Origin of the sequence: Pseudokineococcus marinus, assembly GCF_013004605.1 — a bacterium.
GTDB lineage: Bacteria > Actinomycetota > Actinomycetes > Actinomycetales > Quadrisphaeraceae > Pseudokineococcus > Pseudokineococcus marinus.
In genome coordinates this window covers 1-14,248 of record NZ_JABEMA010000048.1, presented here as the reverse complement: position 1 = coordinate 14,248, position 14,248 = coordinate 1, and the positions used below count along the sequence as shown (strand labels likewise).

The following is a 14,248-nucleotide window of genomic DNA, read 5'->3' as shown; positions in this document are numbered from 1 at the left end:
CCGTCCTCGCCCGCGCGGGCCTCACCGCGCGAGCGCGCTTCACCGGCCCGGGCGACGACGTCTTCGTCGAGCTGCGCGGCCGGCTCGACGCGCTCGGCGAGACGGAGCGCGAGGACGACGGCCGGCCGGACGGCGCGCGCTGAGAGGAGCCGTCCACGGGCGTGACCGTGCACGTCGCGCCCGTGGACGGCTCCCGACGGACGGCGGCGCGACGGGACGCGGGCGGGGGCGGGCGAGGGCGGCGGGCGCGAGCACCCGCCCCGGGCACGTACGGTCTGCGCGGGGCCGCGGACGCGTCGCCCCGGGGCGGCGACCGCGCGCACGGCGCGGGCAGGCCCGTGAGGAAGGGGCACCGTGGCAGGCAGGACCGGGACGGCCAGCACGACGACCCGGCGGCTCGTGATCGTCGAGTCGCCCGCGAAGGCGCGCAAGATCGCCGGCTACCTCGGCGAGGGCTACGACGTCGAGGCCAGCGTCGGCCACATCCGCGACCTCCCGCAGCCGAGCGAGCTGCCCGCAGAGATGAAGAAGGGTCCCTTCGGCCGCTTCGCCGTCGACGTCGAGCACGGCTTCGAGCCGTACTACGTCGTCGACGCCGACAAGAAGAAGAAGGTCACCGAGCTCAAGCGCCTGCTCAAGGACGCCGACGAGCTCTTCCTCGCGACGGACGGCGACCGCGAGGGCGAGGCGATCGCCTGGCACCTCCTGCAGACCCTCAAGCCCTCGGTCCCCGTGCGGCGCATGGTCTTCCACGAGATCACCCGCGAGGCGATCCAGCGCGCGCTGGAGTCGACCCGCGACATCGACACCGACCTCGTCGACGCGCAGGAGACCCGGCGCATCCTCGACCGCCTCTACGGCTACGAGGTCTCGCCGGTGCTGTGGCGCAAGGTCCGCGCCGGCCTGTCCGCCGGCCGCGTGCAGTCCGTCGCCACCCGCCTCGTCGTCGAGCGCGAGCGCGAGCGCATGGCCTTCCGCGCCGCCGAGTACTGGGACCTCACGGCCGAGGTGGCCGCCGAGCAGGACGCCGACGGGCAGTCCTTCCGGGCGCGCCTGGCGCGCTTCGACGGGCGCCGCGTCGCCACCGGCCGCGACTTCGACGACAGCGGCGCGCTGACCTCCGACGCCGTCGTCCTCGACGGCGCCGTGGCCGGTGCGCTCGCGACGGCCCTCGGGGACGCCGGCGCCGACCTCGGCGCCACGGTCACCTCGGTCGAGACCAAGCCGTACACGCGCCGCCCGGCCGCGCCCTTCACGACCTCGACGCTGCAGCAGGAGGCCTCGCGCAAGCTGCGCTCCAACGCGCGGGCCACGATGCGCACGGCGCAGTCGCTGTACGAGAACGGCTACATCACCTACATGCGCACCGACTCGGTCGCGCTCTCCAGCGAGGCCGTGGGCGCGGCCCGCCGGCAGGCGGCCGACCTCTACGGCCCCGAGTTCGTGCCCGACGCGCCCCGCGTCTACGCCAACCGGTCGAAGAACGCGCAGGAGGCCCACGAGGCCATCCGCCCGGCGGGCGACAGCTTCCGGACGCCCGCGCAGGTGTCCGGCGAGCTGCGCGGCGACGAGTTCCGCCTCTACGAGCTGATCTGGAAGCGCACGGTCGCCAGCCAGATGGCCGACGCGCGCGGCTCGACGGCGTCGGTCCGCCTCGGCGCGACGGTGCCCGTCACCGACGCGACCCGCGAGGCGCAGGTCGCGGGGCGTGACGTCGAGCTGTCCGCCTCCGGCACGGTCATCACCTTCCGCGGCTTCATGGCCGCCTACGAGGAGAGCCGCGACGAGGACCGGCACGGCTCCGCCGAGGACGGCGAGCGCCGCCTCCCCGAGCTCGTCGAGGGCCAGGGCGTGCTGCTGTCCGACGTCCTCGCCGACGACCACCAGACCTCGCCGCCCCCGCGCTACACGGAGGCGAGCCTCGTCAAGGCCCTCGAGCAGCAGGGGATCGGGCGCCCGTCGACGTACGCGGCGACGATCTCGGTCATCAGCGACCGCGGGTACGTCCAGCACCGCGGCTCCGCGCTCGTGCCGACGTGGCTGGCCTTCGCCGTCACCCGCCTGCTCGAGGAGCACTTCGGCCAGCTCGTCGACTACCGCTTCACCGCCTCCATGGAGGAGGAGCTCGACCGCATCGCGGCGGGCGCGGAGGAGCGGCGCAGCTGGCTCTCGCGCTTCTACTACGGCCCCGAGGGCCTCGGCGGCGGCGCGGGCGACGACGACGGGCCCGACGCCGCCGGCGCGCGCAGCGGCCCTCGCGCACCCAGCCCGGCCGGCGCCGCCGGCGAGGCCGTCCCGGCGGGGCTCAAGCCGCTCGTGGACGACCTGGGCGACATCGACGCCCGCGACATCAACTCCGTGCCGATCGGCGAGGGCATCACGCTGCGGGTGGGGCGCTACGGCCCCTACCTCGAGGCGACGGGCGAGGACGGCGAGCCCCAGCGGGCGTCCGTGCCCGACGACGTCGCCCCCGACGAGCTGACCGTCGAGAAGGCCCGCGAGCTGCTCGCGACGCAGTCCGAGGGCGACCGCGAGCTCGGGATCAACGAGGCGACCGGGCGGATGGTCGTCGCCCGGGCCGGCCGCTTCGGCCCCTACGTCACCGAGGTCGTCGAGGACCCGCCCGCCGACGAGGCCCCCGCGAAGGGCCGCAAGAAGGCACCGGCGAAGGTGAAGCCGCCGACGGCGTCGCTCTTCAAGACGATGCAGGTCGAGACGGTGACCCTCGACGACGCGCTCAGGCTGCTCTCCCTCCCGCGCGTCGTGGGGGAGGACCCGGCCGACGGCCAGGAGATCACCGCCCAGAACGGCCGCTACGGGCCCTACCTCAAGAAGGGCACCGACTCGCGCTCGCTCGAGAGCGAGGACCAGCTCTTCGACGTCACGCTCGAGCAGGCGCTCGCGCTCTACGCCCAGCCCAAGCGCGGGCGGGGGCGCACGGCGACGCCGCCGCTGCGCGAGCTCGGCGACGACCCCGTGTCGGGCAAGCCGGTCGTCGTCAAGGACGGCCGCTTCGGCCCCTACGTGACCGACGGGGAGACGAACGCGACGCTCCGCAAGGACGACGCGGTCGAGTCGATCACCCCCGAGCGCGCCGCCGAGCTGCTGCAGGAGAAGCGCGACCGCGGGCCGGCCAAGAAGCCGGCGCGCAAGGCGCCCGCCAAGAAGCCCGCCGCGAAGAAGCCGGCGGCGAAGAAGGCGCCCGCGAAGGGCTGACCGCAGGGTCCGACGGGTCCGGACGCGGGCGGAGGGCCGCACCCCGCGGGGTGCGGCCCTCCGTCGTGCGGCCCGGCCCGCCCACGGCCCCGGAGGGCGCGGTCGGACCCGTCGGCTCAGCCCCGGATCTGCTCCAGGACGTCGGGGTTGGCCTCGAAGAAGGCGTCGACGGCCTCCTCGTACCGGCCCTCGCCGTACTCGTTGACGACCATGTCCTCCAGCTCGCCGTACTGGGCGTCGGACAGGGCGAGCTCGCCCATCATCTCGGCGACCTCCGGCATGTCGTCGGAGAAGCCGGCGCGCGCGAGCGCGTGCAGGCCCTCGGGCTCGCCCATGGCGCCCTCCGGGTCCTCGAGGTCCTTGACGGGGAACTCCGAGTTGGCCCAGAAGGGGCGCCACAGCGTGACGACGATGTCCTCCTGCGCGTCGGTGGCCGCCTGCAGCTCGGCGAGCATCGCCGTCGTCGAGGACGTCTGGAGCGTGTACTCGTCGCCGAGCTCGTAGGTCGGGATCGCGGAGTCCTGCACCACGCCCGTCAGGCCGGCGCCGGGCTCGATGCCGACGATGCGGCCGTCGAAGCGGTCCGCCTGGCCCTGGAGGTCGGCGATGGAGTCGATGTCGGTGTACTCCGGCACCGCCATGGTGAGCACGGCGCCCTCGTAGTAGGTGCCGACGTCCTCGATGTCGTCGCCGAACTCCTCCATGTAGGAGGCGTGCGTGACCTCGGGCCAGGCCGAGGGGTAGACGTCGAAGTCGCCGCCGGCGAGGCCGGCGTAGAGCGGCCCGGCCTCGCTGATCTCCTGGAGCTCGACGTCGTAGCCCTCCTCCTCCAGCACGTGCTGCCAGAGGTGGGCGGTGCTGAGGCCGTCGGTCCACGAGGGCAGGAAGCCCAGGGTGACGGTGCCGCCGGCGGCGTCGGTGCTGCCGCTGTCCGCAGAGCCGCCGGACGTGTCCTCGGAGCCGCAGGAGGTCAGGGCGAGGGCGGAGACGGCCGCTCCGGCGGCCAGGCGGGCGGCGCGGGTGGTGTGCTTCTGCACGGTGGTGTCCTCTCGTCGTGCGGGCGCACCCACCTCGTGGGGCGCCCTCGGTCGGTCGGTCGGTCGTGCGGGCCGCCCGCGGGGGCGGCGGTGCAGGGCCCGGCGCGCCGGGTCCCGGGTGCGGGGGAGGGCCCGGGCCCTCAGGGACGGGCGAAGCCGCGCCTCGACTGCTCGCGCGAGACGGCCACCTGGGCCTCCGGCGTCAGGCCGCGGTCGTCGACGTCGGTGCTCGTGCTGCCGCGGCCGAGCAGCGACCGCGTGCGCGACAGGCGGTCGCGCAGCCCGCCGGCGCCCAGCGAGGCGGTGAGCCGGTCGAGGTAGATGGCGAGGATGACCACGGACAGGCCGGCCTCGAAGCCCAGGCCGACGTTGAGCCGGGAGATGCTCTGGACGACGACCGCGCCCGAGCCGGGGGCGCCGATGAGCCCGGCGATGACCGCCATGGACAGCGCCAGCATGATGACCTGGTTGACCCCGGCCATGATCGTCGGGAGGGCCAGCGGCAGCTGGATGCCCCGGAGGATCTGCCGGGGCGACCCGCCGAAGGCGGTGCCCGCCTCGACGACCTCGCGGTCGACCTGGCGGATGCCGAGCTCGGTGAGGCGGACGCCCGGCGGCAGCGCGAAGACGATGGTCGTCACGAAGCCGGGGACGACGCCGATGCCGAAGAAGATGACGGCCGGCACCAGGTAGACGAAGGCCGGCATCGTCTGCATGAAGTCGAGCACCGGCTTGAGCACGGCGCTCGTGCGGTCGCTGCGGGCCGCGAGGATCCCCAGCGGCACCGCGATCGCCGTCGCCACGGTGGCGGCCACGAGGATGAGCGCCAGCAGGTCCACCATCGGCTCCCACAGCTCCATGCTCACGACGAGCAGGAGCGCGAGGGCCGACACGACGCCGAAGCGCACCGAGCGGACGGCGACCCCCAGGAGGCCCAGGAGCAGCACGCCGACGAGCGGCGGCGCCAGGAGCAGCACCCATGACACGGCGTCGACGACCTCGGTGACGACGGCGGAGAAGACGTCGAGGGCCGGGCCGAGGGCGGAGGCCACCCAGTCGGCGACGGCCTCCACGGCGTCGCCCAGGGGCACGCGGGGGAGGGGGACGAGCTCGGCGGTGTCAGCCACGGAGAGCCTCCTCGGGGGTGGTGGGGGCGCCGGGCGGCGGCTCGTCCGAGCCGGTCCCGAGCGCGCTGAGCATCGACGCGGCGGTGACGACGCCGACGACCTCGCCGGCGTCGTCCGTCACGGCGACGGAGCCGCCGCCGGTGGCCGCCGGCTGCAGGAGGTCGGCCAGCGAGGTCCGGAGGCCGGCGCGCGGCATGCGGTGGAGCTCGCCGTCGACCGGCCGCGGGGGCGCCATGACGTCCTCGGCCGTGAAGACCCGCGAGCGGTCGACGTCGGCGAGGAAGCGGGCGATGTAGTGGTCGGCCGGGGCGCGGAGGATCTCCGTGGGCGTCCCCGACTGCACCACGCGGCCCTCGCGCATGACCGCGACCCGGTCGCCGATGCGCATGGCCTCGTTGAGGTCGTGGGTGATGAAGACGACCGTGCGGCCGAGCGAGCGCTGCAGCTCGACGAGCTGGTCCTGCATCTCGCGGCGGATCAGCGGGTCGAGGGCGCTGAAGGCCTCGTCCATGAGCATGACGTCGGTGCCCGACGCCAGCGCGCGGGCCAGGCCGACGCGCTGCTGCATGCCGCCGGACAGCTCCGACGGGCGGTTCCCCGCCCGGTCGCCGAGGCCGACCATCTCGAGCGCCTCGGCCCCGCGGCGGCGGCGCTCGGCGCGGTCCACGCCCCGGATCTCCAGGGCGTAGGCGGCGTTGTCGAGCACGCTGCGGTGGGGGAGCAGCGCGAAGTGCTGGAAGACCATGCTGAGCCGCTCCTGGCGGAGCCGGCGCAGGCCGTCCTCGTCGAGGCCGGTCAGCTCGACGTCGCCGACGTGGACGGTGCCCGCGGTCGGCTCCAGGAGGCCGTTGAGCATCCGGATGAGCGTCGACTTGCCGGAGCCGGACAGGCCCATGACGACGGAGATCTCGCCCGGCTGCACCTCCAGGTCGACGTCCACGACGGCGGGGGTGGCCCCGTCCGCGCGCACGTCCGCCACGGGCTCGCCCTGCTGCAGGCGCCGCACGGCCTCCTCGGGCCGTGGGCCGAAGACCTTGTACAGGCCTCTCGCCGAGACTGCTGCCACGTCGTCCTCTCGCCGGCCCCGGTCGCGCGGGCCGCTGGTCGTCGGGTGGGACGGCTCCGGCGCGGGTCGCGGACGCTGACCGCCCCGGAGCGCGCGCGGACGACCGCGGGCGGGGCTGAGAGGTCGCCGTCCACGGGCTGGAGCCGGACGGCGCGTCGACGGTCCCGCGACGGGACCTCGCGGCGGTCCGCGTGCGCCTGCGGGGGCGGCGAGTCGCCGCCCCCGGGCCCGGGGATCCGCTGCGTGCTTGAGCGCTACGTAACCACGCGGGCGGCGGGAGGTCGACCACGCAGCCCTTCCGATGACGAAGGGTGATGGGATCGTGACGTGCGGGCGGTGACGGGCGGACTGAGGTCAGGGCGGCCCGTCGGGCGCCTCGTAGGGTGCCGCCCATGACGCGCTGGGGCTTCCTCGCCACCGGGGGCATCGCGACGACCGTCGCCGGTGACCTCCCGCTCGTGCCGGGGGCGGAGGCCCTCGCCGTCGCCTCGCGCGACGCCGGGCGCGCCGCGGCCTTCGCCGAGCGGCACGGCTTCGCGCGCTCCTACGGCTCCTACGCCGACCTGCTCGCCGACCCCGACGTCGACGTCGTCTACGTCGCGACGCCGCACGGCCAGCACCGCGCGGTGGCCCGGGCCGCCCTCGAGGCGGGCAAGCACGTCCTCGTCGAGAAGGCCTTCACGACGACGCTCGCGGGCGCCCACGAGCTCGTCGACCTCGCCCGTGACCGGGGGCTCTTCGCCATGGAGGCGATGTGGACCCGCTTCCAGCCGACGGTCGTCGCCCTCCTCGACGCGCTGGCGGACGGCGTCGTCGGCGAGGTGCGCCACGTGCACGCCGACCTCGGCTTCCCCGTGCCGGAGGACCCGGCGGGGCGCTTCTTCGACCCGGTGCTCGGCGGCGGGGCGCTGCTCGACATGGGCGTCTACCCCGTGTCGGTCGTCCGGATGGTCATGGGCGCGGCGCCGAGCGAGGTCGTCGCCCGCGGGAGCCTCACGAGCACGGGCGTGGACGCCGAGTCCTCGCTGCTCCTCGCGCACGCGGACGGGCGCACGGCCACGACGCTCTCGACGATCCTCGCCCGGCCGGCGCGCCACGGCACCATCACGGGCACGGGCGGGCGCGTGGAGACCGAGGGCGCCGTCCACGCGCCCGACGCCTTCGTCGTGCACCGCCCCGACGAGGAGCCGGTGCGCACCGCGCTGCCGCGGACGGGTCGCGGGTACGCCCACATGCTCGAGCACGTGCAGGACTGCCTCGACGAGGGCCGCACGGAGAGCCCGCTGTGGCCGCTGTCGACGACGCTCGAGGTCATGGGCGTGCTCGAGGAGGCGCTGCAGCAGCTCGGCGTCCGGATGGACGACGACCGGCCCGTCTGACCGGCCCCAGCTGGGTGACGGGCCCCTCCGGACGTCCCCGCCGACGGCGCTGGGCGGGCGCGCGTGCCGTCGGCCGTCAGCCCTGCGCCACGGGCTCCCACGCGGTCGCCGGCACGGGCCGGGCCAGCAGGTGCCCCTGGGCCATGTCGACGCCCAGCCCGACGAGGTGGTCGAGCTCCTCGGCGGTCTCGACGCCCTCGGCGACCGTGTGCGCGCCCGTGCGCCGGGCGAAGCCGACGAGCGCGGCGGCCATGGCCGACGCCCCGAGCGAGCGGTGGACGTCGCGCACGATGCTCATGTCGATCTTGACGACGTCCGGGGCCAGCTGGACGACGTGGCGCATGCTCGCGAACCCGGCGCCCGCGTCGTCGACGGCCACGGCGAGGCCCCGCTCGCGCAGCGGCGCCAGCGCGGCGGCGAGGGCGGCGTAGTCGTCGACCGGCTCGTGCTCGGTGATCTCCACCGCCAGCCCGTCGAGGCGCCCCCGGCCCGTCGCCTCCTCGAGCAGGTCGGCGAAGGCCGGTGACAGGACCGTCCGCGGGGACGCGTTGACCGACAGGTGCCCGGCCACGCGCTCGACGTGGCCCAGGGCCGAGCGAAGGCAGAGCAGGTCGAGCCGCTCGGCCTCCCCGGCGCGCTCGGCGCGGGAGAACCAGGGCCCCGGGGCCGAGCCCGGGGCGGGGAAGCGCGCCAGGGCCTCGGCGCCCACGACCCGCCCGGTCCCCAGGTCGACGATGCCCTGGAGGGCGGTCGCCGGCCCCCCGGCCGCCTCGAGGGCGTCGAGGTCCGCGACCACCCGGGAGTGCGTCCCCTCCGCCCTCTCCTCCTCCTGGAGCAGGCCGACGAGCACCGGGCCCAGGCTGCGCAGCACCTCGGCGTCGCGCGGCCGCAGCTCGCGCCGCGACGAGCGCGACACGGTGCAGAGGGTCCCGTAGAGGCTGCCGTCGCCGCGGTGGAGCGGGACGCCCACGTAGGCGCCGATGCCGGCGCGCGTGCCCCGCATCGCCGCGGTGGTCGGGTGGGCCGCCGTGTCCGGCACGACCTCCTCGAGCTCCCGCGCCACGACGAGCCGGCAGTAGGTGCCGTCGAAGGGCTCGGAGTCGCCGGGCTGCAGCAGCGCGGGGTCACCGGCGCTGACGTGGCGGTAGACCACCCGCTCCCCCTCCCGACGGCTGACGAAGGCGGCGTCCATGCCGAGCTGCGCCCGCACGAGGTCGAGCAGCGCGTCGACGCCCGACACCGGGGCCGGGGCGGCCGGGGGACGGGGACGCGGCAGGGCCGGCGCCCTCGTCGCCGCGGCGGACCGGCGGAGCGCCTTCTCGGCGTACATGCGGGCGTCGGCCGCGCGCCACGCCGCGCAGAGGTCGCCGTCGCCCTCGTGCGCGCCGGCCCCGACCGACGCCTCGACGCCGTGCGCGGCGAGCGCCTCGCGCAGCACCCGGGCGCGCTCCTCGACGACCGGCCACGGCGCCTCGACGAGCAGCACGCCGAACTCGTCGCCGCCGAGCCTGGCGAGCAGGTCGCCGCCGCGCACGTGCTCGCGCACCACCTCGGCGGTCCGGCGCAGGAGCGCGTCGCCCGCGTCGTGGCCCTCGCCGTCGTTGACCGCCTTGAGCCCGTCCAGGTCGACGACGAGCACCCCGGCGGGCGTCCCGTGGCGCCGGGCGCGCGACTCCTCCGCCGCGACGGCGGCGTCCCACGCGCGGCGGCTGGCCGCGCCCGTGAGGGCGTCGGTGGCCGCCGCCGCCTCGGCGCGCTCGGCGCGGCGCACCTCGCGCTCGAGGGAGACCTCGTACGACAGCAGCAGCCCGAGCAGGGCCGCGTGCACGCGCACGGACGGCAGCGCCGCCTCGAGCTCGGGCCCCCGAGGGTCGCGCCCGGCGGCGCAGAGGGCTCCCAGGAGCTCGCCGTCGGGGCCCTCGACGGGCACGGTGAGGTAGGACCCGGGGTCCAGGCCGGTGACCGCCCGCATCTGCGCGTAGGCGGGCGCGTCGTCGACGACGGGGGCGACCATCGGGGCGCTGCCGTCGACCATGCGCGCGCAGAAGGTCTCGTCCCAGCGGCGCACCAGGCCGACGCGGCCGCCGAAGGGGTCGTCGTCGTCCGCCGTGGCGATGACGACGTACTCCTCGCCCCGGCGCCGCGCCAGCAGCCACGACTCCATGCCGAACCGCCGCTGCAGGTCCCGCAGCGCGGTCCGGGCCGCCGTGCTGAAGTCCTGCACGGCCACGGCGGCCGACGGGGGACGCGGCGCGACCGCCGCGTCCCCGCCCGTGCCGTGCCCGCCCGCGTCGACCGACACCCGGCCCACCCCTTCGCCGACGACCCCCGTCGTAGCAGAAGGTAGCGCCCGCTCACCGCACGTGCTGGGTGTCCCGGACGGTCGGAGCGGGCGGTCAGAGGCGGCCGACGCCCACGACCCGCACGACGGCCGCGCCCTCCTCGTCGCTCGCGGGCAGGTCGACCTCGGCGTCGAAGCCCCAGTCGCCGTCACCCGCCGGGTCGGCGAAGACCTGCCGCACGTGCCAGACCACGGCCTCCTTGCGCCACAGCAGCATGCGCGGCCCCCGGGCGTCCGCCCCCGTGCCGATCTCGTCGTGCTCGGCGTAGTAGGCCTCCAGCTGCTCGGCCCAGGCGGCCGCGTCCCACCCCGTCCCGGCGTCGAGCTCCCCGAGGTCCCACGGGCGTCGCAGCGCCGCGAGCTCCACCCGGCGGAAGAGGGCGTTGCGGACCATCCGCGTGAAGGCCCGCTCGTTGCCCGTGACGGGTCGGGTGGGCGACGTCGGGGCGCGCACCTCGGCGACGGCGGCGTCGACGCGGGCGGGGTCGGTGAGGTGCTCCCACTCGTCGAGCAGGCTCGAGTCGACCTGCCGCACGAGCTCGCCGAGCCACTCCACGAGGTCGACGACCTCCTCGGTGCGCGCCTCGGCGGGCACGCCCGAGCGCAGGGACCGGTAGGCGTCGGTGAGGTAGCGCAGCACGGCGCCCTCGGCGCGCACGAGGCCGTAGAAGGAGACGAGCTCGCGGAAGGTCATGCCGCGCTCGTAGAGGTCGCGCACCACCGACTTGGGGGACAGGACGGCGCGCGAGGCCCACGGGTGGCCCTGCGCGTAGGCCTCGAAGGCCGCCTCGAGCAGCTCCTCGAGCGGCTTGGGCCACGTGACGTCGTCGAGGAGCTCCATCCGCTCCTCGTACTCGATCCCCTCGGCCTTCATCTGGGCGACGGCCTCGCCGCGGGCCTTGAACTGCTGGGCGGCCAGGACGGCGCGGGGGTCGTCGAGCGTCGCCTCGACCACGGAGAGCACGTCGAGGGCGTACGTCGGGGACTCGGGGTCCAGCAGCTCGACCGCCGCCAGGGCGAAGGTCGAGAGCGGGTGGTCCAGCGCGAAGCCGCGGGGGAGGTCCACCGTCAGGCGGTAGCGCCGCCCGTCGGGCTCGGGCTCGTCGAGCCGCTCGACGACGCCCGCGGCGATCAGCGCCTTCGTGATGCCGACGACCTCCCGCACGTGGCGGCGCTGGCGCGCCCGCGGCTCGTGGTTGTCGAGGAGCAGGTGCCGCATCGCCGCCGCCGGGTCGCCGGGGCGCGCCAGGACGTTGAGGACCATCGACGTCGAGACGGCGAAGTGCGGGCGCAGAGGCTCGGGGTCGGCGGCGACGAGCTTGTCGAAGGTCGCGCGCGTCCAGGCGACGAAGCCCTCGGGCGGCTGCTTGCGCACGACCTTGCGGCGCTTCTTCGGGTCGTCGCCCGCCTTGGCCAGGGCCTTGAGGTTCTCGACCTCGTGCTCGGGCGCCTGGACGACGACGGTCCCGGCGGTGTCGTACCCGGCCCGGCCGGCGCGGCCGGCGACCTGGTGGAACTCGCGGGCGGACAGCAGCCGCGTGCGGGTGCCGTCGTACTTGCTCAGGGCCGACAGCAGCACCGTGCGGATGGGCACGTTGATGCCGACGCCGAGCGTGTCGGTGCCGCAGATGACCTTGAGCAGCCCCGCCTGCGCCAGCTGCTCCACGAGCCGCCGGTACTTGGGCAGCATCCCGGCGTGGTGGACGCCGATGCCGTGGCGCACCAGCCGCGACAGCGTCTGCCCGAAGCCGGTGGTGAAGCGGAAGCCGCCGAGGAAGGCGGCGATCTCGTCGCGCTCGGCCCGCGTGGCGACCTGCGCGCTCGTCAGGGCCTGCGCCCGCTCCAGCGCCGCGGCCTGCGTGAAGTGGACGACGTAGACGGGCGACTGCCGCGTCTCGAGCAGCTCGTCGATCGTCTCGTGGACGGGCGTCGTCGCGTAGTAGTGGTGCAGGGGCACCGGCCGCTCCGCGGACGCGACGAGCGCCGTCTCCCGGCCGGTGCGGCGGGTGAGGTCCTCGCGGATCGACGTCGTGTCGCCGAGCGTGGCCGACATGAGGACGAACTGGGCGCGGGGCAGCTCGAGCAGCGGCACCTGCCACGCCCACCCGCGGTCGGGGTCGCCGTAGTAGTGGAACTCGTCCATGACGACGGTCCCGATGTCGGCCTCGGGGCCCTCGCGCAGCGCCAGGTTGGCGAGGACCTCCGCCGTGCAGCAGATGATCGGCGCCCCGGCGTTGACGCTGGCGTCGCCGGTGAGCATGCCGACGCGGTCGGCGCCGAACACGGCGCACAGCGCGAAGAACTTCTCGCTCACGAGCGCCTTGATCGGCGCGGTGTAGAAGGACCGCCGGCCCTCGGCCAGCGCGAAGGCCTGGGCGCCCGTCGCGACGAGCGACTTGCCCGAGCCGGTGGGGGTCGCCAGGACGACGTTCGCGCCCGTCACCAGCTCGAGCAGGGCCTCCTCCTGGTGCGGGTAGAGGGACAGGCCCTGCTCGGCGGCCCAGGAGGAGAAGGCTGCGAGCAGCTCGTCGGGGTCGGCGCCGCCCTCCGCCGCCGCGGCCGCGGCGCGCAGGGGCTCGAGCGCGGTGACGAGCGACGGCGCCGGGCGCGTCGAGGGCTCGGGCGGCGTGGTGGTGTCGGCCTGGGCCGCGGCGTCGGTGGTCATCACGCCCAGGGTCCCACCGGTGGGGCGCCCGCGTCGGGGCCGCGGCGCCCGGTGGGCGACCGCGGCCCCGACGGAGGGGGCTGCTCCGGCCGTCAGACGAAGGCGCCGTGCCCGGTGACCGCGCGCCCGACGACGAGGGTGTTGACCTCGCGCGTGCCCTCGTAGGAGTAGAGCGCCTCGGCGTCGGCGACGAAGCGCGCCACGTGGTGGCCCGCGAGCACGCCGTTGCCGCCCATGACCTCACGGGCGCGGGCGACGACGTCGCGCATCCGGGACGTGCAGAAGGCCTTGGCCATGGCGGCGTGCTCGTCGCGGCGCTCGCCTGCCTCCTCCAGCTGGCAGACGCGCACGACCATCCCGAGCGACGCCGTGATGTCCGACAGCATCCGCACGAGGTGGTCCTGCACGAGCTGGAAGGAGGCCAGCGGCCGCCCGAACTGCTGGCGCTCGCGGGTGTAGGCGAGGGCGTGCTCGTAGGCGCCGACCGAGACCCCGACGGCCTCCCACGCGACGCCGCCGCGCGTGCGCCGCAGCACCTCGTTGGTGTCCTTGAAGCTGTTGGCGCCCGCCAGGTGGTTCGCGGCCGGGACGCGGCAGCCCTCGAGGGTGATGTCGGCGTTCTCGACCGCCCGCAGCGCCGTCTTGCCGCGGATGGGCGTGGCGGTGAACCCGGGCGTGCCCTTCTCCACGAGGAAGCCCTTGACCTGGCCGTCGGCCACGTCGCGCGCCCAGACGACGACGACGTCGGCGAAGCAGGCGTTGCCGATCCAGCGCTTGGCGCCGTCGAGCACCCACGCGTCGCCGTCGCGGCGGGCGCTCGTGGCGAGCCCGCCGGCGACGTCGGAGCCGTGGTCGGGCTCGGTGAGCGCGAACGCGCCGACGGCCTCGGCCCGCCGCATCCGGGGCAGCCAGTGCGCCTTCTGCTCCTCGGAGCCGCAGACGGCGAGCGTGCCCATGACGAGGCCGTCGTGGACGCCGACGAAGGTGGCCGTGGAGGGGTCGACGCGCGCCAGCTCCATCCGCAGCCAGCCGGTGAGCAGGGTCCGCCGGGCCGGCTCGTCCCCGTCCACCCCGAGCCCGAGCAGGCCCTCCTCGGCGAAGCGCGGGGCGAGGTGGCGGGGGACCTCCTCGTCGAGCCACCGCTGGTTCGCCCCGGGGGCGACCTCGGCGGCGTAGAACTCCCGGGCCCGCACGACGAGCGCGCGCTCGTCGTCGGTCAGGAGCTGCTGGTAGCCGAGGAAGTCGGCGGCCAGCAGGTCGGGGGTCAGGGGGGGACGCGGGTCTCGCGTGCTCATGGGGGCCTCTCCTCGTCGAGCGGACGTGCGCATCGTGCGGCACGGCCGCGGCCGCCCGCCAGGCGCCCCGGCGCGACCAGCCGGTCGGTGTCGGCCGGCCCGGCGGGTGCGGTGCGGCGGCG

8 protein-coding genes are annotated in these 14,248 nt (G+C 75.9%); 2 read left to right on the top strand and 6 right to left on the bottom strand.

Features of this window, described 5'->3' with window-relative positions:
- Positions 1-354 precede the first annotated feature (354 nt).
- Entirely contained in the window at positions 355-3,216 is a 2,862-nt protein-coding gene (gene topA, locus HLB09_RS18315) for a type I DNA topoisomerase (RefSeq protein ID WP_171202382.1), read from the top strand.
- Between the two features lie 116 nt (positions 3,217-3,332).
- On the opposite strand, the gene HLB09_RS05390 is transcribed toward topA, so the two are convergent.
- From HLB09_RS05390 to HLB09_RS05380, 3 genes are all read right to left on the bottom strand, one after another.
- Positions 3,333-4,253, bottom strand: coding sequence for a glycine betaine ABC transporter substrate-binding protein (locus tag HLB09_RS05390; protein ID WP_171202381.1), 921 nt, complete (start codon positions 4,251-4,253; stop codon positions 3,333-3,335).
- Between the two features lie 140 nt (positions 4,254-4,393).
- A complete protein-coding gene (locus tag HLB09_RS05385) occupies positions 4,394-5,380 on the bottom strand; it encodes an ABC transporter permease (protein WP_171202380.1) in 987 nt (328 codons plus the stop codon).
- The gene (locus tag HLB09_RS05380) at positions 5,373-6,446 is read right to left on the bottom strand and encodes a quaternary amine ABC transporter ATP-binding protein (protein ID WP_171202379.1); all 1,074 of its coding nucleotides are present in this window, start codon (positions 6,444-6,446) and stop codon (positions 5,373-5,375) included. Before HLB09_RS05380 ends, HLB09_RS05385 begins: the two co-directional genes overlap by 8 nt.
- A gap of 383 nt (positions 6,447-6,829) precedes the next feature.
- On the opposite strand from HLB09_RS05380, the gene HLB09_RS05375 reads away from it, so the two are divergent.
- On the top strand, positions 6,830-7,825 hold the full coding sequence (locus HLB09_RS05375) for a Gfo/Idh/MocA family oxidoreductase (RefSeq protein WP_171202378.1): 996 nt from the start codon (positions 6,830-6,832) through the stop codon (positions 7,823-7,825).
- 76 nt (positions 7,826-7,901) lie between these two features.
- Here HLB09_RS05375 and HLB09_RS05370 read toward each other — a convergent pair whose 3' ends face one another.
- From HLB09_RS05370 to HLB09_RS05360, 3 genes are all read right to left on the bottom strand, one after another.
- A complete protein-coding gene (locus tag HLB09_RS05370; protein WP_171202377.1) occupies positions 7,902-10,127 on the bottom strand; it encodes an EAL domain-containing protein in 2,226 nt (741 codons plus the stop codon).
- A 94-nt stretch (positions 10,128-10,221) separates the two neighbouring features.
- On the bottom strand, positions 10,222-12,831 hold the full coding sequence (locus HLB09_RS05365; RefSeq protein ID WP_171202376.1) for a DEAD/DEAH box helicase: 2,610 nt from the start codon (positions 12,829-12,831) through the stop codon (positions 10,222-10,224).
- Positions 12,832-12,923: 92 nt separating this feature from the next.
- Positions 12,924-14,126 (bottom strand): acyl-CoA dehydrogenase family protein, encoded by a 1,203-nt coding sequence (locus tag HLB09_RS05360; RefSeq protein ID WP_171202375.1) that lies wholly within the window; start codon positions 14,124-14,126, stop codon positions 12,924-12,926.
- Between the last annotated feature and the right edge of the window lie 122 nt (positions 14,127-14,248).